The sequence below is a fragment of the Flavobacterium chryseum genome, assembly GCF_004362015.1.
Classification (GTDB): Bacteria; Bacteroidota; Bacteroidia; order Flavobacteriales; family Flavobacteriaceae; genus Flavobacterium.
Genome location: NZ_SNWW01000007.1, coordinates 181,795 through 205,676 on the forward strand (window position 1 = coordinate 181,795; position 23,882 = coordinate 205,676).

Here is a 23,882-nt window from a genome sequence, read left to right on the forward strand (position 1 = left end):
CGATTATTAGATGATTCGAAAAATTTAGTGCTCTAACCATCATTTTAACGTACATTTGCACAAAATTTAATGTAAATGAGCACTTTCGAGAAATTCAATCTTCCAAAATCAGTACAAAAAGCAATCGACGAATTAGGATTTGTTACGCCAACTCCTATTCAGGAAAAATCTTTTTCTGTGATTATGTCAGGTCGTGATATGATGGGAATTGCGCAAACCGGTACCGGTAAAACATTTGCTTATTTATTGCCTCTTTTAAAATTATATAAATTTACCCCAACCAATACGCCAAAAATCGTAATTCTGGTTCCAACTCGTGAATTAGTAGTTCAGGTGGTTGAAGAAATCGAAAAACTGACTAAATACATGTCGGTTAGTACGCTTGGAATTTTTGGTGAAGTAAACATCAATACACAAAAAAAAGCGGTTTACGAAGGTGTTGACATTTTAGTTGGAACGCCTGGTAGAACGATGGATTTGGCACTTGATGCTGTAATTCGTTTTGATGAAACTCAAAAATTAGTTATTGATGAGTTTGATGAAATGCTTAACCTTGGTTTCCGTACACAATTGACAGCGCTTTTGGCGATGATGAAAACGAAACGTCAAAACATTCTTTTTTCTGCAACAATGACAGACGAAGTTGATGCCGTTTTAAATGACTTTTTCGACTTTCCTGAAGAAGTTACACTTGCAGCATCAGGAACTCCGCTTGAAAATATTACTCAAATTACATATAATGTTCCTAATTTCAATACAAAAGTAAATCTGTTAAAACATTTATTACAAACAAACGAAAACATGGAACGTGTTTTGGTTTTTGTGAATAATAAAAAGATTTCAGATATGCTTCATACCCGAATTGAAGAAGATTTTGAAGGTCAGTTTGGCGTAATTCACTCCAATAAATCTCAAAATTATCGTTTGAGCACAATGGCAGAATTTCAGGAAGGAAATCTTCGCGGATTGATTACTACTGATATTATGGCGAGAGGTTTGGATATTTCGAATATCTCTCACGTTATCAATTTTGAACTTCCGGAATTTCCTGAATTGTATATGCACAGAATTGGTCGTACAGGTCGTGCAGATGCTTCCGGAACAGCAATTAGTTTTATCACGCCTCGTGAGGAAGAATTTAAAGTCGAAGTTGAAGTATTAATGAATCAGGAACTTGCAATTGCAGATTTTCCTGAAGAAGTTGAAATTTCATTAAAACTAATAGAACCTGAAAAGGACAAACAACCGATTAAGTTTTTAATGAAAAAGCAAACACTAAAAGGTGATGGCGCTTTTCATGAAAAAGACAAAAAGAATAAAAAAGTAAATCTTGGAGGACCTTCAAAAACCAAAAAGAAAACCCACGGATCTGTCAATCGAAATATGTTGAAAACGAGGGATAAGAAGAGAAAAGATAAGGATAAATAGTTTTTTTTAGGTACTGAGGCACTAAGTTGCTAAGGTTCTAAGTTAAAAATATAAAGGCTCAAAGATGAAATTTAAGTTTCATTTTGAGCCTTTAACTTATATGTATGCTATCCCTATCTCTTGATAAAAACCTTAGAATCTTAGCAACTTAGAGCCTTAGAATCTTTACTTGGTAAAAAGCAACCCTACTGGCGAACACAATTCAATTTTTTTACCTGTACTTGATAGCTTTCCTGTTGTTTTATCTCTTTTGAAAATAATGATGTCATTTGTATATTGATGTCCTACTAAAAGATAATTTCCAGTTGGATCAATAACGAAATCTCTTGGACCTTTTCCTAAAGTGCTTTCTTGTTCTACAAGTTTAATACTTCCGTCTTTCAGAATTTGATAAACCGAAATTGCGTTTACATCGCCACGATCAGATACATATAAAAATCGTCCGTCAGGCGAAATTTTTATTGCTGCTGAACTGTTTGCTCCTTTAAAATCTTTTGGAATAATATTGGTTTCTTTTAAAAGTTTTAAATTTCCGGTTTTATCGTATGCAAATGTGGTTAAGGTTCCGTCTAATTCCTGAAGCAAATAGACAAATTTACCATCTTTACTAAACGTCAAATGCCTTGGGCCACTTCCTGCTTTTACATCAACAGTTCCTTTTAAAGTCAAAATTTCATGTTTAGCACTCGCATTATATTTATAGATGAAAATTTTATCCTGACCTAAATCATTAGATAAAACAAACTTTTTATCCGGAGAAAAAACAACCATATGTACGTGCGCTTTTTCCTGACGTGCGGCATTTGGCCCTTTTCCTTCATGTTGAATTAATTGCTGTCCTTCAGTAATGCTTCCGTCAGCATTTTTCTTGAATACAGCAATACTGCCGCCAGAATAATTCGCTACTATTACATTTTTGTCATCGTTAATTAAATGGCAAGGATCAGCTCCTAATGAAGGATTTGAATTCAACAATTTAAGTTTACCGGTTTTCGAATCATAACCAAAAGCACTTACCGAACTTTGGGTTCCGTTTTCGTTTACTGCGTAAATAAATTTATTATTTGCCGAAGCCGATAAATAACTTGGACTTACTACATTTTCTGTAGAGTTCTTTAGTTTAAAATCGCCACTAGCAGCGTTAAACTCATAAACATATATTCCTTTACTTTCACAGGTATTTGTATAGGTACCAACTAATAAATTAAATTTATTTTGTGCTTGCGAAGTGGTAAAAGCAAAAGCTGAAAAAAGCAGCATATATAATCTTTTCATATTTTTTGATAGTTTTTAGTATGCTAAAATACTCATTAATATCTTTAAGAACTTTATTTTTTATTACAAATGAATTTTCAAAAGTTACATTTTTCAAACTATGCAAACCAATTTTTAAACCATATAAGTGATATAAGATATTACAAGCAATGCTCGATAGAGCAAAAATTAAATGAACTTATATACTTACATGGTTTAACTAAAAATTTGTATTTTTGACCAGAATCTTCGCGAAATCAAACGTAGCGAAGTAAATCGAAGCCAGAATGCATTTTAAACAACCCGAAATTCTCTACTTTCTGTTTTTATTGATTGTTCCAATTTTGGTTCATTTGTTTCAATTACGACGTTTTAAAACCTCTTATTTTACAAACGTACGTTTCTTAAAAGAACTTGCTGTTCAGACCCGTAAGAGTTCTAAAATCAAAAAAAGATTATTACTAGCGACTCGATTATTGCTACTAACGTGTGTCATTTTAGCTTTTGCACAGCCTTTTTTTGAGGCAAAAGACAGCAAAAATGCATCAAACGAAATGTATATTATTCTGGACAATTCGTTTAGTATGCAGGCAAAAGGAAAAAAAGGCGAATTATTAAAACGTGCCGTTCAGGAATTATTGGAAAATACTCCGGAAAATGCTCAATTTTCATTATTAACCAACACCGAAAATTACTGGAATACCGATATTAAATTGTCTAAAAGCGCTTTACAAAATTTAAAATACAGTGCAACTCCTTTTGAGCTTTCGTCAATTATGGCAAAGGTTAAAGCGCATAAATCGGCACATAAAAAAGATATTGTCATCATTACCGATGCTGTTGGCTTAGCCGAAAAAGATGTAAAAAAAATTGGTGCAGAAGAGAAACCTTATTTTCTTATTTCAGAAGCAGAACAAAAAAATAATGTTGCGATTGACAGTGTTTACATCAACCAGACTTTAGAAAATTTCTATGAAATCAGTGTAAATTTATCTGCGTACGGTGAGGATTTTAAACCCATTTCGATGGCTTTGTACAATCAAAATAAATTGATTGCCAAAACAATTATCAATTTTGATGGAAAGAAAAAGAAAATCAATTTTACGATTCCAAAAGAAGCTTTTCACGGATATGTAACCATTGAAGATAATGGATTAACTTACGATAACAAGCTATATTTCAGCATTTCGAAAAATAAAAAAACAAATATTATTAGTATCGGAGAACCTGAAAAAAGTAATTTCTTGTCGCGAATTTACACTTCAACAGAATTCAATTATAATAATTACTCGATTAGTAATTTAGATTACAATAGTTTAGAAAAACAAAACACCATTATTCTGAACGAATTAGTAGAAGTTCCTCAGGCTTTGCAAACGACTTTAAAATCATTTGTATCTAAAGGCGGTAATTTAGTTATCATTCCGTCTGAAAAAAGTTCCATTTCAAATCTAAATTCTTTCTTGGGGAATTTCGGAAAAATTCAATTCAAAAATATTGAAAATAAAAACAAGTTAATTACCAAAATCAATTTTGATCATCCTTTATTTTCAGGTGTTTTTGAAAATAAAATCACGAATTTCCAATATCCGAAAACAAATACTTCATTCGAGATTTCAAGTCCATATCCGGCGGTTTTATCGTATGAAGATCAGAGCGTATTTGCAACCATGATTCAGAATCCGGTTTCCGGAGTAACTGTTTTTTCTGCACCAATAAATTCAACTAATTCAAATTTTCAGCAATCTCCTTTAATTGTTCCTTTGTTTTATAAAATGGGGCAAAACAATCAGAAAACCGGAGTAAATGCATTAACGATTGGCAATAATCAGCCTTATTTTGTAGATGTTTTACTGAGTAAAGATGCGATTTTAGAAGTAAGAGGAAATGAAGATTCTTTCATTCCAATTCAACAAATACTGAACAATAAAGTAAAATTAGTTTTTAATGATTTCCCTGAAACAGCAGGAAATTATAGTGTTTTTGATAAAAAAGAATCTGTTGAAAATTTAAGTTTTAATTATAAACGAAGCGAAAGCGATTTGAGTCAAATAAACACAAATGTAGTTTCTGATTTTAAAACTGCCGATACGATTTCGACAATTTTCAACACCTTACAAACAGAACGAACTGACAGCCAAATTTGGAAATGGTTTGTTATCTTTGCACTGTTATTTATAGCATTGGAAATGGCAATTATCAAGTTTGTGAAGTAAAACATAACATTTCTTTCGTCTAGTTTTGTCATTTCGACGAAGGAGAAATCACACTAGTAAGTAAGCACCGTATGTCTAAGCGTTATGTGATTTCTCCTTCGTCGAAATGACACAGAAAATGGTCAGTACAAAATAAATTATCTACATATGAAAATAATCATCAGAAGCGCCAAAATTATCGATTCAAAAAGTCCGTTTCATAACCAGACTGTTGATCTTTTAATTGCAGATGGTTTAATAGAAAAAATAGGACCTTCAATTCTTGATATTGAGGATACTGCCGAAGTTAAATTTAATAATTTGCATCTTTCTCAAGGTTGGTTTGACAGTAGCGTTTCATTTGGAGAACCTGGTTATGAAGACAGAGAAACTATAGCAAACGGATTGAATGTCGCTGCTAAAAGTGGATTTACAGGCGTGGCTTTGCAACCCAATTCCTTCCCTATTATTGATAATCAATCGCAAGTAAATTTTGTAAAAAATAAAGCTAATGGTTTTGCTACAGAGCTTTTCCCAATTGGTGCTTTGACTAAAGGCAGTGAAGGAAACGATATGGCAGAGTTATTTGATATGAAAAAAGCAGGAGCCGTAGCTTTTGGAGATTATAACAAAAGTATCTCGAATGCTAATTTGCTTAAAATTGCCCTGCAATATGTACAGGATTTTGACGGTTTAGTGATTACTTACGCGCAAGATGCTAATTTAAAAGGAAACGGAGTTGCTAATGAAGGAATTGTGTCTACCAAATTAGGTCTGAAAGGAATTCCGAATTTAGCTGAAGAATTGCAAGTAGCGAGAAACTTATACTTATTAGAATATACTGGCGGAAAACTTCATATACCAACAATTTCTACAGCAAAATCTGTTGAATTAATTCAAGAAGCTAAAGCAAAAGGTTTAAATGTAACTTGCAGTGTCACAGTTCATCATTTGGTTTTAACCGATGAAAAACTGGAAGGTTTTGATACTCGTTTTAAAGTTACGCCTCCGTTACGAACTGAAAATGACAGACAAGCATTATTAAACGGAGTTACAGACGGAACAATTGATTTAATTACATCTGACCATAACCCAATTGATATTGAATTCAAGAAAATGGAATTTGATACTGCAAAAAATGGAACTATTGGTTTAGAAAGTGCTTTTGGAGCTTTATTAACGGTTTTACCTTTAGAAACTGTAATTGAAAAACTGACTTTAGGAAAAGGAATTTTTGGAATTGAAAATAGTACAATTGCTGAAGGTTCGAAAGCTAATTTTACTTTTTTTACTCCTGAAGGACAATCAATCTTTTCAAAAGAAAATATTCTTTCAAAATCTAAAAATTCTGCTTTTTTAGGAACTGAAATAAAAGGTTCTGTTTACGGAATCTTAAATCAAAATCAACTTGTTATCTCTAAATAATCACAATGAATAATTCAATAGAAGAAGGAAAATCAATCGCAATTACAAGCTACATTTTAATCATTGGTGTTTTAATTGCAATGTCTATGAACTCTGAAAACAAAAATAGTTTTGCTTCATTTCATATTCGTCAGGCTTTAGGATTGTCTTTAGCGTTTATTTCTTTCGGAGCTATTATAAGCAATTTCGACAGTTTTATGATTACTTTTCCAATGTGGATTTGTATTTCTATACTTTGGACTTATGGAATTTTTAGTGCTATTCAAGGACAGACAAGACCCATTCCTTTGGTTGGAAATCTTTTTCAAAAATGGTTTAAATCGATAGGATAATAAAATTCCAATCTTTTTGAAATTCCAAATTCCAATGACTTTGACAAAGTTGAAAAATTTACAATTCACAACTCACAATTTACCATTAAAAAAATGAATTTATCTTTAGAATATAAAATACAAGAGCCAAAAGTTATTTTAGATAAAAATCCCGTTTTACTTTTATTACATGGATACGGAAGCAACGAAGCCGATTTGTTTTCGTTTGCTACTGAACTTCCTGATAATTATTATATCATTTCTGCAAGAGCACCTTACGATTTACAATACGGAGCTTATGCCTGGTATGCGATTAATTTTGACGCTGATCAAAATAAATTTTCTGATAACGAACAAGCCAAAACTTCCCGTGATTTAATCGCTAAATTTATAGATGAACTGGTTACCAATTATCCAATTGATGCTAATAATGTGACTTTAGTTGGTTTTAGTCAAGGGTCTATTTTGAGTTATTCGGTTGCGCTTTCTTATCCTGAAAAAGTTCAGAAGGTTGTAGCAATGAGCGGTTATTTTAATAATGAAATTATCAAAGAAGACTACGAGAAAAACGATTTTAAAAATCTAAAAATATTTGCTTCACACGGAACTCTAGACCAGGTAATTCCGATTGACTGGGCTAGAAAAACTCCAGCTATTTTAGAAAAACTAAATATTTCGGTTACTTATAAAGAATATCCTGTTGGACATGGTGTTGCTCCGCAGAACTTTTTTGATTTTAAGAATTGGCTGGCTGATTAGAAATTATGTTTTGGAAGAAAATGAAACTATAATACAATCTCAAAGGAAGAGGTAGAAAGAAGAATTCATAATAGGAACCTTAATTAGAAATAAAAAAATCCGATATAATTACCTATATCGGATTTTTTTATAAATTTAAATTATTGTCCTGTATAAATAATTTTTCCACCCTTTTTCAAAACATATCCCTTCCACGGTATCAATTGCAAATCGCCATTAACCCAGGAATCACCTTCTGATTTTCTTTCTAAAATAACAGATTCTTTTTGAGTATCAAGGAAAAGTTCGGCTTTGTTTCCTTCAAAAATTACGTATGCAGCTGTTGTGTATGTTTTTCCTGTTTCTTCTGCATGAGATAATTTTGTACCTTCAAAAATACGTATACATTGGTTTTTCAGAACAGACCATGTATAACCGGCTGAGGCTTTACAACCATGCGTATCAAAATCTCCTCCAACAACAACTTTTTCTTCTTTTGTAGTTTTATCCTGTGCAACTTTTGGAGCGCAAGAAAATGTAAAACCAACAACGATTGAAAATAAAAACATCTTTTTCATATATCCTATTAATTTAAATTGCTAAAAAATAGGACTATGCTTTCCTATTTTTGATATAGCAATGATTGATTAACTTCAAAAGTAATACTTTCATCATCAGCAACAAAATATTTTAACAAGACTTCTCCCCATAATTCGCCATTGCTATAGTCAGCAATGATCCATCTGTGGTTTAAAATTCTTACTTTGTTAATGATGAATTTTTTGTCATCAATTTTATCTTGTCCTGTGTATGGATTTCCGTTTGGTTGTGAATTGAAGTCTAATAATTTCTCCGTCACAATTGGAATTAATTTTTCAAATAAAATAACCTTTCCGCCAGAAGCGCTATTGTCAAAATAATTTTGTGCGTTGTCATTGTGTGCTAATGAAAAATAATCTGCTTCGGCTAATTGTGATGATACTAAGTTTATGCTATCTCTCAGTTTCTTAGTGGTTTTATCGTATCTTTCCTGTCCAAATTTTACTTCTCGGCTGTAAAACATATAGGTAAAAACATTCATTAATATCGCAAGGATAAAAAGATAAAGCATTAAGGATTTTTTCATTTTGTGGTATAATTAAATTGTAATTTCTAAGTTGTCGTAAGCCAGAAAAACGTTTTTAGGTAGTTGTTTTTGCACTTCTTCATGAAATCCTAAAACGTGGCTAATATGTGTTAGATAAGCTTTTTCGGGCTCCACTAAGTTTATAAAATCAAGTGCTTCCTGCAAATTAAAATGGGTATCGTGTGGTTCTACGCGCAATGCATTTATAACCAGTACTTTTAAATTATGCAGTTTTTCGATTTCTGTTTGTTCAATGGTTTTTACATCTGTCAGATAGGCAAAATCATCTATGCGATATCCAAAAACCTGTAGATCACCGTGCATGGCATTTACCGGAATTGCCGTTTTATCGCCAACCGTAAAGGGCTGGTTATTGACGACTTCAATCGTTTTAACACTCGGAGCGCCTGGATATTTATTTACGGTTTCGAAAACATAATCAAAACGGCGTTTCAAATTATCAATCACACGTTGATGTGCATAAACCGGAATTTCTCCTTGTCGAAAATTAAACGGACGAATATCATCTAAACCGGCAGTATGATCTGCATGTTCGTGAGTAAACAAAATAGCATCTAGATGCCTACATCCACAGGAAAGCATCTGCTGCCTGAAATCAGGTCCACAGTCGATTACATACGAATGTTCATCCCACGTAATCCAGATGGATACGCGGAGCCTTTTGTCCTTAGCATCAGTGCTTTTACAAACAGGATGATCGACCCCAATAATTGGGATACCTTGAGAAGTGCCAGTACCTAAAAAATAGATCTTCAATTGAACTTAATTTTTTTACAAAAATAGGATTATTTCTCTTTCATTAGAAGCCTAATTTGCTAACTTTGTAACAAATCTATTTAAAATAAAATGGGTACAGAAATAAAACTCAAAGGTGACAAGGTCATCGAACAGATTCCTTCTATAAAAGACAAAGCGTTACGCATTAATTTAAACGAGAATATTTACGGAACATTTGCTGAAATTGGTGCTGGACAAGAAACAGTTAGGCATTTTTTTAGATCCGGAGGTTCATCGGGAACAATTGCAAAAGCTATGTCTGCCTATGATAAAGATTTTAGTGATGCCGTTTACGGTATTGAAGGCGACGGAAGATACGTTACCGAAAACAGGCTAAAAAAAATGCTTACGTTTGAAGGAGAACTAATCGAAGAACGTCTGAGCAGAGAAAAACACCCTAATAAACTTTTCTTTAGTTACGCCAATACAGTTGCCACAATAGATTTTGCCAAACAATTTAAAGGTCACGGTTGGGTTGGAATTCGTTACCAAATTGAACCTGACGAAGCTTACAACGAAATTATTCTTCACATTCGTTTTAAAGAAACTGACGCACGACTACAACAGGAAACATTAGGAATTTTAGGTGTAAACTTAATTTACGGTGCTTTTTACAAATACAATGATCCAAAACGATTACTTCGTTATTTATACGATCACTTAGACAAAGACCAACTCGAAATTGATACTATTAACTTCTCAGGACCACGTTTTGCTGATGTTGATAATCGTTTAATGAGTTTGCAATTGGTTAAAAACGGAATGACTGATGCCGTAATGTTTAACCCTGAAGGGAAAAATGTTTTGCCGGCTGCTATTTTATACAAAAAGAACCTTCTTGCTTTTAGAGGAAGTTTCCGTCCGGTTACGAATGTAAATCTTGACATGTATGAGAAATCATTAAAAATGTTTCTCGAAGAAAATAAAGTTGAAAAAGACAATACTTTGGTTGTTTTTGAAATTACACTTTCGAATTTGCGTTCGGATGGTGAAATTGATGAGCGTGATTTTATGGACAGAGCTGAATTGCTTTGTTCTTTAGGTCAAACGGTTATGATTTCGAATTTTCAGGAATATTATAAAGTGGTGGAGTATTTTTCTAATTATACCAAAGCCCGTATGGGATTGGCGATGGGTGTAAACAACTTAGTTGATATTTTTGATGAGAAATATTATCGCCATTTAAGTGGTGGAATTCTGGAAGCTTTCGGAAAATTATTCTACCGTGATATGAAGGTTTTCTTATATCCGATGTTAGGCGATAACGGAGAAATTATTACTTCTGAAAACCTGAAAGTTCATCCTAGAATGAAAGAATTGTACAAATTCTTCAAATTCAACGGAAAAGTGGTTGATATTAAGGATTACAACACTGATATATTGAATGTATTCTCTCGTGAGGTTCTAAAAATGATCAGCCAAGGAAAATCTGGTTGGGAACCTATGTTGCCATCAGGTGTTGCTGAAATTATAAAAGAACACCATTTATTTGGATATCATCCTGAAACTGAGTTAGAGCAAAACGTATAGATAATTATTTGTTCAATAATATAAAAAAGCCCAAAAAAGAAAACTTCTCTTTTGGACTTTTTTATTTTAATTTGTGTCATTTCGACGAAGGAGAAATCACATAACGGATTTATATCTCGTTGATCTTTGGATGTAATTTCTCGTTCCTTGAAATGACACACTGGACTTTATTTCAAAATCTGAGCTGCGTGCTCTTTTGTTTTTACATTTGCAATTACTTCCTCGATAATACCTTTTTCATCGATTACAAAAGTGGTTCTGTGAATTCCATCGTATTCCTTTCCCATGAATTTCTTTGGTCCCCAAACACCAAATGCGGTAATTACTGACTTATCTTCATCGGCTAATAATGGAAAAGGAAATTCATATTTATCCTTAAATTTTAATTGTGCTTTTTGGCTGTCTGCACTTACACCCAAAAGTTCGTAATTGTTGGCTTTAAAACGCTCGAAATTATCTCTTAAATCACAAGCTTCTGCCGTACAGCCTGGCGTACTGGCTTTCGGATAAAAGAAAACTACTAATTTTTTCCCTGTGTAATCTGCTAGTTTATGTGTTTTTCCATCCTGATCTACTCCAGAGAAATTTGGAGCTTTGTCACCTGCTTTTAATGTTGTCATAGTTTATTTTAGATTTTAGATTGTTGATTTTAGAATAAAGAATCAAGAGCAAAGATTAAAAGTAAAGAATAAATGGTTATTTAGATTTAACTCATAATTCACAATCTATAACTCATAACTCACATCTCATAACTTTTAAATTTTAACTTATAATTCATTATTTTTACGACATTAAAAATACGGAAATGAATAAAGAAGCTCGCGTACAATTTGTTATAAATACGTTAAAAGAACTCTACCCTACTATACCTGTTCCTCTTGATCATAAAGACCCCTACACCTTATTAATTGCTGTTTTGCTTTCTGCACAATGTACCGATGTTCGTGTAAATCAGATTACGCCATTACTTTTTGCGAAGGCCGATAATCCGTATGATATGATTAAAATGTCTGTGGAAGAAATCAAAGAGATTATTCGCCCTTGTGGTTTATCGCCTATGAAATCTAAAGGAATTTATGGTTTATCGCATATTTTGATTGATAAACATGATGGAAAAGTTCCACAGAGTTTTGAAGCTCTTGAAGAATTGCCTGCGGTTGGCCATAAAACCGCCAGTGTTGTAATGTCGCAAGCTTTTGGTGTTCCGGCTTTTCCGGTTGATACTCATATTCATAGACTGATGTATCGTTGGAATCTTTCGAACGGAAAAAATGTTGTGCAAACGGAAAAGGATGCTAAAAGATTATTTCCAAGAGATTTATGGAATGATTTACATCTTCAGATTATTTGGTACGGGCGTGAATATTCGCCTGCACGCGGTTGGAGTTTAGAGAAAGATATTATTACAAGAACTATTGGGAAAAAATCCGTAATAGAAGAAGCTACTAAAAAGATAATCTAGTAGCTTCCTTTTGTTAATTTACATACTGCCTTTTAATGTATTGTATTCGTTTGTCATATCAAGAGACCTGTAAATACCTAAAAGTGTTTTTGTTGCATCTGAATTTTTAGGTTCGATAGTTAGGGCTTTTTGAAGATATGGAATCGCGCTACGGGCAATGTCATCTTTTTTAGCATTTAACTTATCATATTTCTGCATGTCTGCCGCTGATGTTCCTAAAGATGCTATTTCATCTGTTAAATCTTTTTTTAATTGTAGCTTTAAGTAAGCCAAATTAATATAAGCATCAATATAATTAGGATCTAATTCTAAAACGTAATTATAAACAGCTTCAGCTTTAGGGTAATCCTTTATTTCAAGATAAGAATCAGCTAAGTTTACATTAACCTCTATTTTTTTAGAAGGAACTGACTCTGTTCTTGGTTTTTCGTATAATCCTTGTTGAATTGCTGACTCTCTTGCTTTTGGCGAAACAAAAATATCTTCTTCTTTTGTTTTCTTGTTTGTGGCCAAATACAAAACTGCTTTTCCGGAAAAATTAATCTTTTTTAAGATTTCATAATACTTAACTGCTGAAACATAATCCTTTGCATTTACAGATGAAGATGCTGCATTAAACAAGTTTAGCGTATCTTTTTTATCAAACAAATAAACTTTATAACTTTTCTCTGCGCTTTCTTTGTATTTACCAGCTTTAAAATCGGTCATTGCACCATTAACAAGACTAGATTTCATTTCTTTTAAAGCGGCATTCGCCTTTACAGTGAATTTAAATTTACCGGATTCGTTTTCATATATAAATACGTCCTGATAAGATTGTGAGGCCAATGTAAAATTATTAGCTGCATCTATATTTTTTACCGCTAAATCTTTTAGTACATTTCCTTTTAAAAAATAAAAGTCTGATTTATCTTCATCAGGTGCATTAAGGATAAGATATTCAACTTTATTTAATATCGCCAATGCTTCCTGGCTTTTTCCACTATCAAATAAAGATTGGGCGTCTTTTATTTGTTCTTTTTGAGCAAATGCTCCGATATTCATCAAGAGAAGGAATACCAATATTATTTGGTTATTTTTCATTTTTGTCATGTTTTGATTGTTATTTAGATTTGGTTATAAATGGTCTTAAAATTCTTTATAGAACCTTAAGAAATACAACAAACAGCACAAAATGAAGCAGAGTAGTTTTTTTTCATAAATTTTTTGGTTAATTGGTTAACATTTTTAATTCATTGGCATTATAACTGGAAAATTTCTACAATTAAAGTGTTTTCATACAAAAACGTGGTTTATTTCATTATTTAATTGAATAAAAATTACTTTGAACTAAAATAAACTAAAATTTGAATAAACAAGTATAAATTAATAAAAAATATTAAATTTTAACTAAAACACAACTAGAATTAGAACCAAAATAACGAAGTACTTATTAAAATCACATATTTAAATAAGGCTGTTTTTATATTTTTTTAAATCTAAAAGTGAGATTTTAAATTGATTCCAAAAAAAAGCTCACTATTTGTATTTACATACAAATAGTGAGCTTTAACCAAAACGACCATTTGGTTTTTCTTTCAAAATAAACATCCGACCAAAGCAGTGGGCTGTTTAATTAGCTATAATCTCAAAACTTTTATCATTTATTTTCACAACAGTCAATGCTTGTGAATAGTTTAATAAAAAAGAAACGACTTCTTTTTTAGGTTTTAGATTTTTTGAAGCTAATGCTTTTTTAGAGTAAATTTTCGCCATACTATGAAAGTGTTTTATTATAGTATAACGACCTAATATTCAAAATAGTATTAGTTGGTTAAAATAATTTGATGTTTGTCAATTATTTTTCTCAAATTCATTAATGCATAACGCATTCTTCCTAATGCAGTATTGATGCTAACTCCTGTAAGTTCTGAAATTTCTTTGAAACTCATATCCTGATACATGCGCATTACTAATACTTCTTTTTGATCTTCAGGAAGTTCTTCAATTATCTTTTTCAGGTCAACCTCAACCTGATCAAAAATCATTTTATTTTCGATGGTTAAAGAATCATCAGACATGATCGAAAAAATCGAAAATTCTTCTGTTTCTCTGTACATTGGCATTTTTTTGGTTTTGCGAAAATGATCTACAATCAAATTGTGTGAAATACGCATAACCCAAGGTAAAAATTTACCTTCTTCATTATATGAATTGCTTTTTAAGGTTTTAATAACCTTGATAAAAGTATCTTGAAAAATATCATTTGAAATATCTCTATCGGCAATCTTAGAATATATAAATCCATATATCTTAGACTCATGCCTTTTTATTAATGTCGATAAAGCATTTTCGTTGCCTTCGACATAATTTTTTACTAATAGAGCGTCTGGAATATGCAGATCAGCCATAATACTACTTTTTTAGTTCTTTATTAAAATTGGAGTAATTTCTAAAAAGTAGTTTTATTGTATAGGCGTATCTTTTTTAATGTGTTAATTTCTGTCCAAATTTAACAAATAAATATTCTAAAAAGCAAATGATTGAAACAATAATTAACAATAAAATCATAATTAATTTCAAATAATTTTAAACTTTACTGGAAAAGCGTTCATAAAAATCAAATAATGGAGTTATTTTCAACATATTTAAGAAAGAAGCTAATTTTCATAAATCGTTAATTTTAAACAAGTTGCACTTAATTTTTAACAATAATTATAGTATTTAATTTTATTGATAAACCCGAACATAATCTACATAATACTTTTGCGGCAAAATAGAATCATCAACAGCAGGACCTCCAAAATTGCCTCCAATAGCTAAGTTGACAATAATATAAAATGGCTTATTGAATGGCCAGGTATCTTCATTTTTAATTTCCGGATTAAATGTATAAACCAAAGTTGTATCTACAAAAAAGTCTATTTTATCTTTATTCCATTCGATAGCATAAACATGATATCCTTCTTCTATTGTTGGAAATTCTGTTCTTTTTGTATTTATCGTATTACCATGACTATCCTGAGTATGCAGGGTTGTGTACACCATATGCGGATCTCTTCCTATATATTCTAAAATATCAATTTCACCTGTTTTTGGCCATTTTACTTCATCAATATTGGCGCCCAACATCCAGAATGCCGGCCATAAACCGTGACCAACAGGGAGCTTTGCTCTGGCTTCAATACGGCCATACAAAAACTCTTTTTTCCCTTTGGTTGTTATTTTAGTCGAAGTATATTTATCACCTTCTTTTCTGGCTTCAATAATTAAATTTCCATCTTTAATTTCGTGATTGTTTTTGGTATAGACTTGTCTTTCGTTATTTCCGTATCCACATAAATTCGGACAGCCGTCACCCAGTTCGAAATTCCAAAAGGATTCGTTTATTTTCTTTTTATTAAAATTTTCTTCCCAAATAAGTTTTCTATTTACATTTTGTGCAAAGCAGAAACCAGTGAGCATTATTAATACAATTACTTTTTTCATAGTATCGTTTTTAATTGCTAAAATAAAGAAGGCCAGCCTAAACTGACCTTCTCCTTTCAATTTACTAATTAATTTATATTTTATTGATAAACCTTTACATAATCAATCTCCATAGAAGATTGGGTAAACGCAGGATCAATATTACCGCCCAGATTCCCACCCATCGCTACGTTTAGGATGAGGAAAAAGTCATTATTAAACGGAAGTGAAGCATCGTTAGGAACAGAATGTATCATTACATCATCAACATAGGTTATTACTAACGTAGGACTCCAAATTGCTTTATAAACATGAAATTCTGTCGAAACGTTTGCAATTGTTTTAGAACCTGTGTTTCCATTTCCTCCTGATCGTCCAGGATAATGAAGCGTGCTTAAAATAACATTCTGGTTATTTCCTACATGTTCCATAATATCAATTTCTCCACAGGCTGGCCACGGATTTGTTGTATAATTTGATCCTAACATCCAGATTGCCGGCCATGTCCCTGCTCCTATTGGAAGTTTGGCACGAATCTCGATTTTTCCGTATGTAAATTTAAACTTGTCATCTGTTTTTAATCGGGCCGATGAGTAAGCAGCACCGCCTGAAGCTTCTTTTTTAGCTGTAATTTTCAAATTTCCGCCTTGTACAATTACGTTTGCCGCTGTATTGGTATAATTTTGTTTTTCATTATTTCCCCAGCCGTTACTTCCTTGTCCAAGATCATAATTCCATTTTGTAGGATCAGGTGCTCCATCAACATTAAAATCATCAGACCAAATTAAATTAGTATAATCTACTCCCGGATCCGGATTCTGATTTGGTGGTGTTGTCGTAAATACATGATACCATGCTAATGCAGGATTTCCTCCCATTACCGCTCTTACTACCATTCTGTTTGCAGTTATCGATAGAATTTCATAAGAACTCTGACCTATATAGTATCCCATAAACCCGCCATCAGAAAAGTTTAGCATCGTACCTCTGGTTTGTGTAGCGTGATCAGGATTTTTTGTTACCACTGATTCTGAAGGACTTAATGAAACTGTTTTTATACCTCCTGTGTCATAACTTAAACAAGCATCATCTGGAGAACTTCCTCCTGCTACGCTTGCAAATGCAGCATTAAAGAAGGTTGCGCCACCGTTATTTAATTGATATTTTAACTGACCTGCATCAACAGAGAAAGTCAATACGTTATCATATAAACAACTGCTTGTTGGCGAGGCTGCTTTTTCAAACGCGCCCGCCTGATAATAATTTGCATAGAAGTTCTTCGCTGGATCTCCATCATTTTGACCCACTCCTAAATGTCCTGCTTCTCCTGCAGCCCAATACCATTTTTTAGAGGTACCGCCTGTTAATAATTGTACTGCCTGATCGTCGCTAAAGTCGCTTTGTACTTCAACATCAATAGTAGTATTACTTACAATTCCGCCCTTTCCGGATGCAGCGACTGTGACCGTATATTTGTTAACTCCTGTTTTGGTAAATCGTTTTGTGATTTTTCCGTTTGGAGAGCTATCAGATGTACCGTCGTCATAAATGTATTTATATGAAATTGCATTGTCTGCTGTTGCAACAAACTTCACAATTCCTGAACCATCACCATTTGGATTCGTGGGTGTTTTGCCAACAATTTCGGCTGTGACGTTAAGATTGGTTGGCGTATCTATTGATCCGAATTCGAAATCATCTTTCTGACAACCCGTCATCAGGAGAATCGTAAATAAGGATACTATCTTTATGATTATTTTTTTGCTCATGATTGCTTTTTTTAATTGGATTGTTTTATATCATCAAAGTAATATGTCGTTCCTGTTCCCGCTACCCCAAAGTCCGGGAATAAAATTACTCTGTCGTATTTATTAGCTGTACTAAAACCGGGTGCAGCCGCTACGTCAAATGTCAGGACTTGCCATGCATTGGTTACTGTTGTTGTGGCATGTGTTTCTATAAAAACAGTTGGATTTCCATTTCCATCTTTTGGCGATGTCGAAACTTCCATTTTGTATAATATATCGGCTCCTGATTTTGGTGACCATACATTTATTTTTACAGTAGTTCCTTTCGTATAATCAAATGTGTTTTCGAGATTTAAACTTGCTCCCCCCCAAACTTCTGCGCCTGCTTTTTTATCCAATTTTACAACTTTATCAGATACATTAGTTCCTGTTTTAGATGGATTTGTAACAATAGACGCATCCACATTACCAAAACCACCCCAGACATATGTTAAAGTCGAAGATTCAAAGTCAAGAGGTAATCCTATTGCCTCAGCTGGTGCTTTATAGAAATAAATGTTATCTATAAAAATACTTGCTCCCGCCGGAGTTCCAACTAATTTCAATTGAAAAATATTTGCTACTGTTAATCCCTGACTTGTGTATGCAGAAATCGGAATATCAATACTTGTCCATTGATTTGCTGTAAGATTTTTTGTTACAGCTCTTTCATCTGGTCCTGGCTTAATTAAAGAGATTTCTAGTTTTGGAAGATCTGCTGTCCATACATCCATGTGTATAAATTCCATACCCGAAACATCGATTGTTGTATTATCTGCTAGTGCAATTCCTTCATAATTTAAATTAATGTAGTTTAGCATTTTATCTCCATTTAAATCAAATTCCGTAAGGGTAGTTGATTGTCCCCAATTCGGGTAAAAATTAGTTCCTGCTAAATTGGTATATTTTGAGCCGTAAATAGAAATAACATCTCCAGCTTGTCTGTTTGGCGGTGTTGGTGCAGATGTAGTTGGGTTTAGAACAAGTATAGCTTCAAATTGCTGCGTATATTCTGTAGTTTGAACAGCGGCACTTTTTGCAACTACTTTTATTGTATAAACTCCGGCTTGCTGATACGTATACGAAACTGATTCGCCATTATTAGCTGAAATCGGATCAGGTTTTCCTGCTTCTCCAAAATAAACATCATAAAACAAAGCAAAATCTGCTGTTGCTTTTACGGTAACTTTTTTAGAAACTGTTAAATCATTTGTAATTACTACTTGTAAGTTTTGAGGAGCTTTAAATGAAACTACCACATCCTGAGTAATTTCAGTTGTTTTTCCGCTCACATTCATCGCAGTAACTTTAGATTTGTAAACACCTTCTTTATAGGTATGCGTTACAGTTCCACCAGCCTGAACATAATCTGATTCTGCACTTCCGTCACCAAAATTAATTTTAAACTGACTTACTCCTTCGCCTTTAGGCAAAAACGTAACTTTTCCTGTGTTATCCTGAGTAACCGTTGTAAGAACTGAAACTTTTGCAGGCGCAGCTATACCGTCTAAATCAACATTGAGATCATCGTTTGCACAACCAATCATGGTGGCTAAAACGAAGAGGTTTATAATAAAATATATTTTTTTCATAATTGATGTTTTTTAATATCCAGGGTTTTGTTTCCAATTTCCGTTAGCAAATTGAATTTCTTCAATTGGTAGTGGAAATAATTCGTTTTTATCCTTTGTAAAACCAGGGATTGTTCCTACTGCATTTCCGGTTCTTACCAAATCAAAGAAACGATGTCCTTCGCCAAAAAGCTCTACTCTTCTTTCTTTCAAAATTAAATCTGTTAGTGAAGCTCCTCCCACGGTTACATCATGGTTGTTATCACCAAAAGCTCTTCTTCTTACCAGATTTAAATATTCTCTGGCTTTTCCATCGTCGATTGCACCTCTGTTGTATGCTTCGGCTGCCATTAATAAAACGTCAGCATAACGTATTGCTCTGTAATTATTTGGGTTGGTCAGGTTTAAATCTCCTGCAGCTTCTTTTGGTCTTTTTCTTGGTAAATATTTTCTGTTGAAGAAACCTGTATCTTCATTACCTTTTCCAAATTTAATTCCGTTACCGTTATCGTAAGCAGCATTTGCCAAAGCCCATGCGTTGATGTCTAAAATGGCAACATCTTTACGTTTATCGCCGCTTTCAAAAGCATTTGCACTTTCCTGAGTTGGAATATTAAAACTAAATCCTGATGTAAAAAGCGGACCATCATAACCTCTTACTCCGCTAAAACCTACGGCAACGTTTCCTTCACTACATTGCAGGCATCCAAAACCGGCACCTTCAACATCTGTATATTGTACTTCAAAAACAGATTCAGTTCCGTTTTCACCAGCTAATTCAAACATTGAATTATAATCAGCTACCAGTGAGTACGATCCGGAATTTATTACGCTTTGCAAAGCAGTCGCAGCTTGTGTAAATTTGTTTTGATATAAATAGGTTTTTCCTAATAATGCCAGTGCAGCACCTTTTGTAACTCTTCCTTTTTGAGAAGCAATTGGAGACAAATTAGCCGCCGCGAAAGTTAAATCAGATTCTATTGAAGCATATACTTCCTGAACTGATGAACGCGGAATCTTAGTTTCGTCTCCAAGCTTAAACCTTGCATCGCCTTTCATAGGAATACCACCAAACCACTTTACTAATTCAAATTGATAGTACGCTCTAAGAAAACGTGTTTCGGCTATAATTTGCGTTTTGCCCTCAAAATCGGTTTTATTTTGAAATTCAAGAATATAATTAGCTCTTTGAACTCCTGCAAACATCCAGTTCCAGATATCTTTTATATTACTGTTTGTCTGTGTATGAATCATGTCATCTACTTGCTGAAAACCAATAACGTCTGTAGGGCTTTCTCCTCCCGCCAAAGTGTTATCTGAAGCAATTTCTCCTAACAAAACATTTACATAAGAGGATTGAAGTAAATCATAAGTAGCAATCAATGCATTATTATATTCTTCTTTCGAATTAAAATAATTTTCAGAATCTATAGAATATGCCGGAGCAGGATCAACAAATTCATCTGAACAGGAAATTGTTACAGTTGAAAGTAAGGTTATCGTTGCTATAGTGGTAAATAAATATTTTTTCATTTTAATTGAAATTAAAAATTAATGTTTAAGCCCAATAAATAAGTTCTTGGGACAGGATAGAATCCGTAATCGATTCCTCCTCCAATTGGAGCTCCGTTTGAAGCACCCGGGTCAAAGCCTTTATATTTTGTAAAAGTGTAAAGATTATTTACGCCTGCATAAAGTCTTAATTTTGTTATTCCTGCTTTTTGGGATATATTTTGATTAAGTGTGTATCCTAATTGCACATTTTGAATTCTGACATACGATGCATCTTCAACAAAATAATTTGAAAAAACATTATTTGTCGTTGCTCCTGTTGTTACTCTTGGCGTTGTTGTAGAAGTTCCTTCTCCTGTCCATCGGTCTAAAACATAATCAATACGGTTTGCATCTGAAAGTGTTCTTTCGTAGTTACGCACCATATCATTTCCAACTGAAGCAAATGTGAAAACGGCAAAGTCCAGGTTTTTATAATTTAACTGAACATTGAATCCCATTGTAGCATCCGGAATTGGATCTCCAATATTGGTTTTGTCTTTTGTATCAATTGTACCGTCGCCGTTTACATCTACGTAACGAATATCGCCAGGCGCGGCATTTGCTCCTAATGCTAATTGAGAAGGATGTGCATCTATTTCTGCCTGATTCTGGAAAATTCCATCTGTTTTATATCCGTAAAAATAACCAAGAGGTTTTCCAATTTCCATACGTGCCGGCGCAGGCTGACCTACTCCAAATGCTCCGCCTTCAATAAAACCTGTACCATTATTTACTTCTAATACTTCATTTTTAAGGAAAGTAACATTGTAACCGATACTCATATTAAAAGAATCTGAAAATTTTTCTTTGTAATCTATAGCGAATTCAAAACCAGAATTTCTAACTGTACCGGCATTTAACGTTGGCGCACTAGCACCCGGAGCTCCTGTACCGTTAATTCCTGAAACAGGAATATTCGGAATCAATAAATCTTTTCTGGTATCTATAAAGTAATCTGCTACTAAGAATATTTTGTCGTTTAATAATTTTATATCTAAACCAACATCAAATTTTTTGGCTTGTTCCCATTTCAAATCCGGATTTGGTATTTGTCCGTTTGCTGTTCCGTTTACCAAAGCGCCATCAAAAACATAAGTCGCTTCACCATTTAAAAGTCCTAAATAACCGTTATTCGGAATTTGATCGTTACCTAAACTACCGTAACTTCCTCTTAATTTCAGGAAGTTTATGAATTTTGGCTCACCAAAGAAACTCTCGTCTGAAATTACCCATCCTGCTGTAAGAGAAGGAAAATAACCTACTTTGTTTTCCGGGCCAAATTTGGTTGAAGAATCACGTCTTATTATGGCAGACAGCAAATATTTACCTTTAAAATCGTACTGTAATCTTCCAAAATAAGAAAGTCTTCTTTGGTCATATACATAAGAACTATTATTTAAAGTTTCAGATAAGCCTTTGGTTAAAGAAATATCTGCGAATTCCCAGGAATTATTAGGCACATCAAAACCTGTTGCATAAAGCCCATTGCCGTATTCTTTAAAAATAGTTGTACCCACAGTACCAACAATATTATGTGCGTCAGCAATTTTTGCCGTATACGTTCCAAAAAGGTCAAATGAATAATTGTTATCATTTACGGCACCTTGTGTCACTGAACTTCTTTGTACATCGAAAACTTTTCCGCCATAACTAATTTGTTTGGCAAATGTTTTTGATTCGCTGTTTGATGTATTAAAACCTATTGAACTTGATAAAACAAATCCTTTGAAGATTTTATAATCTAAACCGAAGTTTCCGTTTAGCTTTTTATAATTATAACTGTTATACGTATTTGCAATTTGTGCCAACGGATTAATAATTTCTGTTCCCAATCCTGTTGTACTTGGTACTAAAGTAAAATCGCCGTTTGCATCGTACGGATTTAATGTTGCCGGAACGTTTAAGGCATTGAATAAAACAGAACCTAATCCATTTTCGTTTAATGTATTTCTGGTAAAATACGTGTAAATAACGTTTGTTTTCAATTTGATTTTATCGCTTAAATCTACTCCTAAACCAAGTCTGGCGGTATTTCTCAGGAAACCTGATTTGTCTCCTCCAACAATTCCTTCCTGATCTAAATGTGAACCACTTATAGAGTAGGTAATTTTTTCTGATCCTCCGGAAATCGTTAAGTCATTGCTTATAATTGGAACTCCTTTTTTAAAGACTTCATCCTGCCAGTCAGTTCCTTTTCCTAAAGTACTTACATTTGGATAAGGAAGCGCTTTTCCGCCATTTGAATAACTTTCATTTAATAAAAGTGCATATTCTGTAGCGTTTAGCGTTGGCAATTTTCTTGATGTTTCCTGAAATCCAGTATAACTATTAAAAGAAATTCTTGTTTTAGAATTCTTTTTACCCATTTTAGTTGTTACCAGAATAATTCCGTTTGCTCCAAGTACTCCATAAATAGCGGCCTGAGAATCTTTTAAAACCGTAATAGTTTCAATATCATTTGGGTTTAGCAAACTTAAATCGCCCACATAACCATCAATAATAGTAGCAGGTCTGTTTTCACCATTTGTAGCTATTCCACGAATGCGTATATCAAGTGGCGCTCCGGGAGCTCCGGATTGTGTGGTAACATTTACTCCTGAAATAGTTCCTTGTAAAGCCTGTTCAATTCTGGCTGGTTTTAATACATCAAGTGTCTTGTTGTCAAGAACACCAACTGCTCCTGTTATTTCTCTTTTCTTTTGAGTACCATAACCAATCACTACAACTTCTTCCAGTGATCTGGTATCGTCGCTCATTTTTACAGTTACTTTAGAACCGGAAACAATAACTTCCTGAGTTCGGTAACCAATATAACTTACAACAATTGTGGTGCCGGTTGAAACACCTGAAAGTTTAAAAGATCCGTCGAAGTCTGTGGTTGTACCTTGAGACGAATTTTTAACTTTTACATTTACGCCAGGCAATGCTAAGCCCGATCCATCAAGTACATTTCCGGTTACATCAAAGGTCTGCGAAAACGCAAAAGATGTAAATAGTAACAATACCATTAATAATAATTTTGGTTTCATAATTAGTTAGTTTTTTATTGAGATAAATTTATCCTATCCTATTAAGAATACTTTAAAATTAACCACAACAAAAAACATACATCTCAAAAAAATAGACAAAAAATTAAGATATGGCAAAATAACACATGATTTAGCTGTAAAATCAGAATGTTAATTTCGTTAACAAATAAGTGTAAAAATCACAACAAAAGGTTAATGTTGTGGTAATGTATAGTTGCTTTTGAAGG

20 protein-coding genes are annotated in these 23,882 nt (G+C 33.2%); 7 read left to right on the top strand and 13 right to left on the bottom strand.

The annotated features are described in order from the left end of the window. Positions 1–75 precede the first annotated feature (75 nt). Positions 76–1,428, top strand: coding sequence for a DEAD/DEAH box helicase (locus EV143_RS14675; protein ID WP_133508695.1), 1,353 nt, complete (start codon positions 76–78; stop codon positions 1,426–1,428). Between the two features lie 165 nt (positions 1,429–1,593). On the opposite strand, the gene EV143_RS14680 is transcribed toward EV143_RS14675, so the two are convergent. Next, positions 1,594–2,703 carry a lactonase family protein gene (locus EV143_RS14680; protein ID WP_133508696.1) on the bottom strand — a complete coding sequence of 370 codons (1,110 nt, stop codon included), beginning with the start codon at positions 2,701–2,703 and terminating at the stop codon, positions 1,594–1,596. A gap of 266 nt (positions 2,704–2,969) precedes the next feature. Between EV143_RS14680 and EV143_RS14685 the strand changes: the two genes are divergently transcribed. The 4 genes from EV143_RS14685 (at position 2,970) to EV143_RS14700 (ending at position 7,372) form a co-directional block, all read left to right on the top strand. Then, entirely contained in the window at positions 2,970–4,898 is a 1,929-nt protein-coding gene (locus EV143_RS14685; protein ID WP_133508697.1) for a vWA domain-containing protein, read from the top strand. A 147-nt stretch (positions 4,899–5,045) separates the two neighbouring features. Continuing rightward, positions 5,046–6,302, top strand: coding sequence for a dihydroorotase (locus tag EV143_RS14690; RefSeq protein WP_133508698.1), 1,257 nt, complete (start codon positions 5,046–5,048; stop codon positions 6,300–6,302). 5 nt (positions 6,303–6,307) lie between these two features. Beyond that, positions 6,308–6,634, top strand: a complete 327-nt coding sequence (locus EV143_RS14695; RefSeq protein WP_055098245.1) for a hypothetical protein — start codon at positions 6,308–6,310, stop codon at positions 6,632–6,634. A 93-nt stretch (positions 6,635–6,727) separates the two neighbouring features. After that, positions 6,728–7,372 (top strand): alpha/beta hydrolase, encoded by a 645-nt coding sequence (locus EV143_RS14700; RefSeq protein WP_133508699.1) that lies wholly within the window; start codon positions 6,728–6,730, stop codon positions 7,370–7,372. A 140-nt stretch (positions 7,373–7,512) separates the two neighbouring features. Here the strand turns inward: EV143_RS14700 and EV143_RS14705 are convergent, their stop codons facing one another. From EV143_RS14705 to EV143_RS14715, 3 genes are read right to left on the bottom strand one after another with little or no spacing between them, the layout of a single operon-like run. Then, positions 7,513–7,929 carry a hypothetical protein gene (locus tag EV143_RS14705; protein WP_243739879.1) on the bottom strand — a complete coding sequence of 139 codons (417 nt, stop codon included), beginning with the start codon at positions 7,927–7,929 and terminating at the stop codon, positions 7,513–7,515. Positions 7,930–7,973: 44 nt separating this feature from the next. Continuing rightward, the gene (locus EV143_RS14710) at positions 7,974–8,477 is read right to left on the bottom strand and encodes a hypothetical protein (RefSeq protein WP_133508700.1); all 504 of its coding nucleotides are present in this window, start codon (positions 8,475–8,477) and stop codon (positions 7,974–7,976) included. 12 nt (positions 8,478–8,489) lie between these two features. Next, entirely contained in the window at positions 8,490–9,254 is a 765-nt protein-coding gene (locus EV143_RS14715) for an MBL fold metallo-hydrolase (RefSeq protein WP_133508701.1), read from the bottom strand. 90 nt (positions 9,255–9,344) lie between these two features. Between EV143_RS14715 and EV143_RS14720 the strand changes: the two genes are divergently transcribed. Then, positions 9,345–10,805, top strand: coding sequence for a TonB-dependent receptor (locus EV143_RS14720; RefSeq protein WP_133508702.1), 1,461 nt, complete (start codon positions 9,345–9,347; stop codon positions 10,803–10,805). Positions 10,806–10,972: 167 nt separating this feature from the next. Here the strand turns inward: EV143_RS14720 and bcp are convergent, their stop codons facing one another. Next, complete coding sequence (gene bcp, locus EV143_RS14725) at positions 10,973–11,425, bottom strand: thioredoxin-dependent thiol peroxidase (protein ID WP_133508703.1); 453 nt, start codon at positions 11,423–11,425, stop codon at positions 10,973–10,975. Between the two features lie 185 nt (positions 11,426–11,610). Here bcp and EV143_RS14730 point away from each other — a divergent pair, with 185 nt between their 5' ends. After that, a complete protein-coding gene (locus EV143_RS14730) occupies positions 11,611–12,267 on the top strand; it encodes an endonuclease III domain-containing protein (protein WP_133508704.1) in 657 nt (218 codons plus the stop codon). Positions 12,268–12,285: 18 nt separating this feature from the next. On the opposite strand, the gene EV143_RS14735 is transcribed toward EV143_RS14730, so the two are convergent. From EV143_RS14735 to EV143_RS14765, 8 genes are all read right to left on the bottom strand, one after another. Next, positions 12,286–13,350 (bottom strand): tetratricopeptide repeat protein, encoded by a 1,065-nt coding sequence (locus EV143_RS14735; RefSeq protein ID WP_133508705.1) that lies wholly within the window; start codon positions 13,348–13,350, stop codon positions 12,286–12,288. 528 nt (positions 13,351–13,878) lie between these two features. Next, positions 13,879–14,022 (bottom strand): hypothetical protein, encoded by a 144-nt coding sequence (locus EV143_RS21505; protein WP_166638162.1) that lies wholly within the window; start codon positions 14,020–14,022, stop codon positions 13,879–13,881. A 50-nt stretch (positions 14,023–14,072) separates the two neighbouring features. Further along, positions 14,073–14,657: an RNA polymerase sigma factor gene (locus EV143_RS14740; RefSeq protein WP_133508706.1), complete on the bottom strand. Its 585-nt coding sequence runs from the start codon at positions 14,655–14,657 to the stop codon at positions 14,073–14,075. 319 nt (positions 14,658–14,976) lie between these two features. Further along, entirely contained in the window at positions 14,977–15,735 is a 759-nt protein-coding gene (locus tag EV143_RS14745) for a glycoside hydrolase family 16 protein (RefSeq protein WP_133508707.1), read from the bottom strand. Positions 15,736–15,815: 80 nt separating this feature from the next. Next, positions 15,816–17,483 (bottom strand): family 16 glycosylhydrolase, encoded by a 1,668-nt coding sequence (locus EV143_RS14750; protein WP_133508708.1) that lies wholly within the window; start codon positions 17,481–17,483, stop codon positions 15,816–15,818. A gap of 11 nt (positions 17,484–17,494) precedes the next feature. After that, entirely contained in the window at positions 17,495–19,093 is a 1,599-nt protein-coding gene (locus EV143_RS14755; protein ID WP_133508709.1) for a PKD domain-containing protein, read from the bottom strand. A 12-nt stretch (positions 19,094–19,105) separates the two neighbouring features. Continuing rightward, positions 19,106–20,605 carry a RagB/SusD family nutrient uptake outer membrane protein gene (locus EV143_RS14760; RefSeq protein WP_133508710.1) on the bottom strand — a complete coding sequence of 500 codons (1,500 nt, stop codon included), beginning with the start codon at positions 20,603–20,605 and terminating at the stop codon, positions 19,106–19,108. Between the two features lie 11 nt (positions 20,606–20,616). Beyond that, a complete protein-coding gene (locus EV143_RS14765; protein WP_133508711.1) occupies positions 20,617–23,655 on the bottom strand; it encodes a SusC/RagA family TonB-linked outer membrane protein in 3,039 nt (1,012 codons plus the stop codon). Positions 23,656–23,882: the final 227 nt, after the last annotated feature.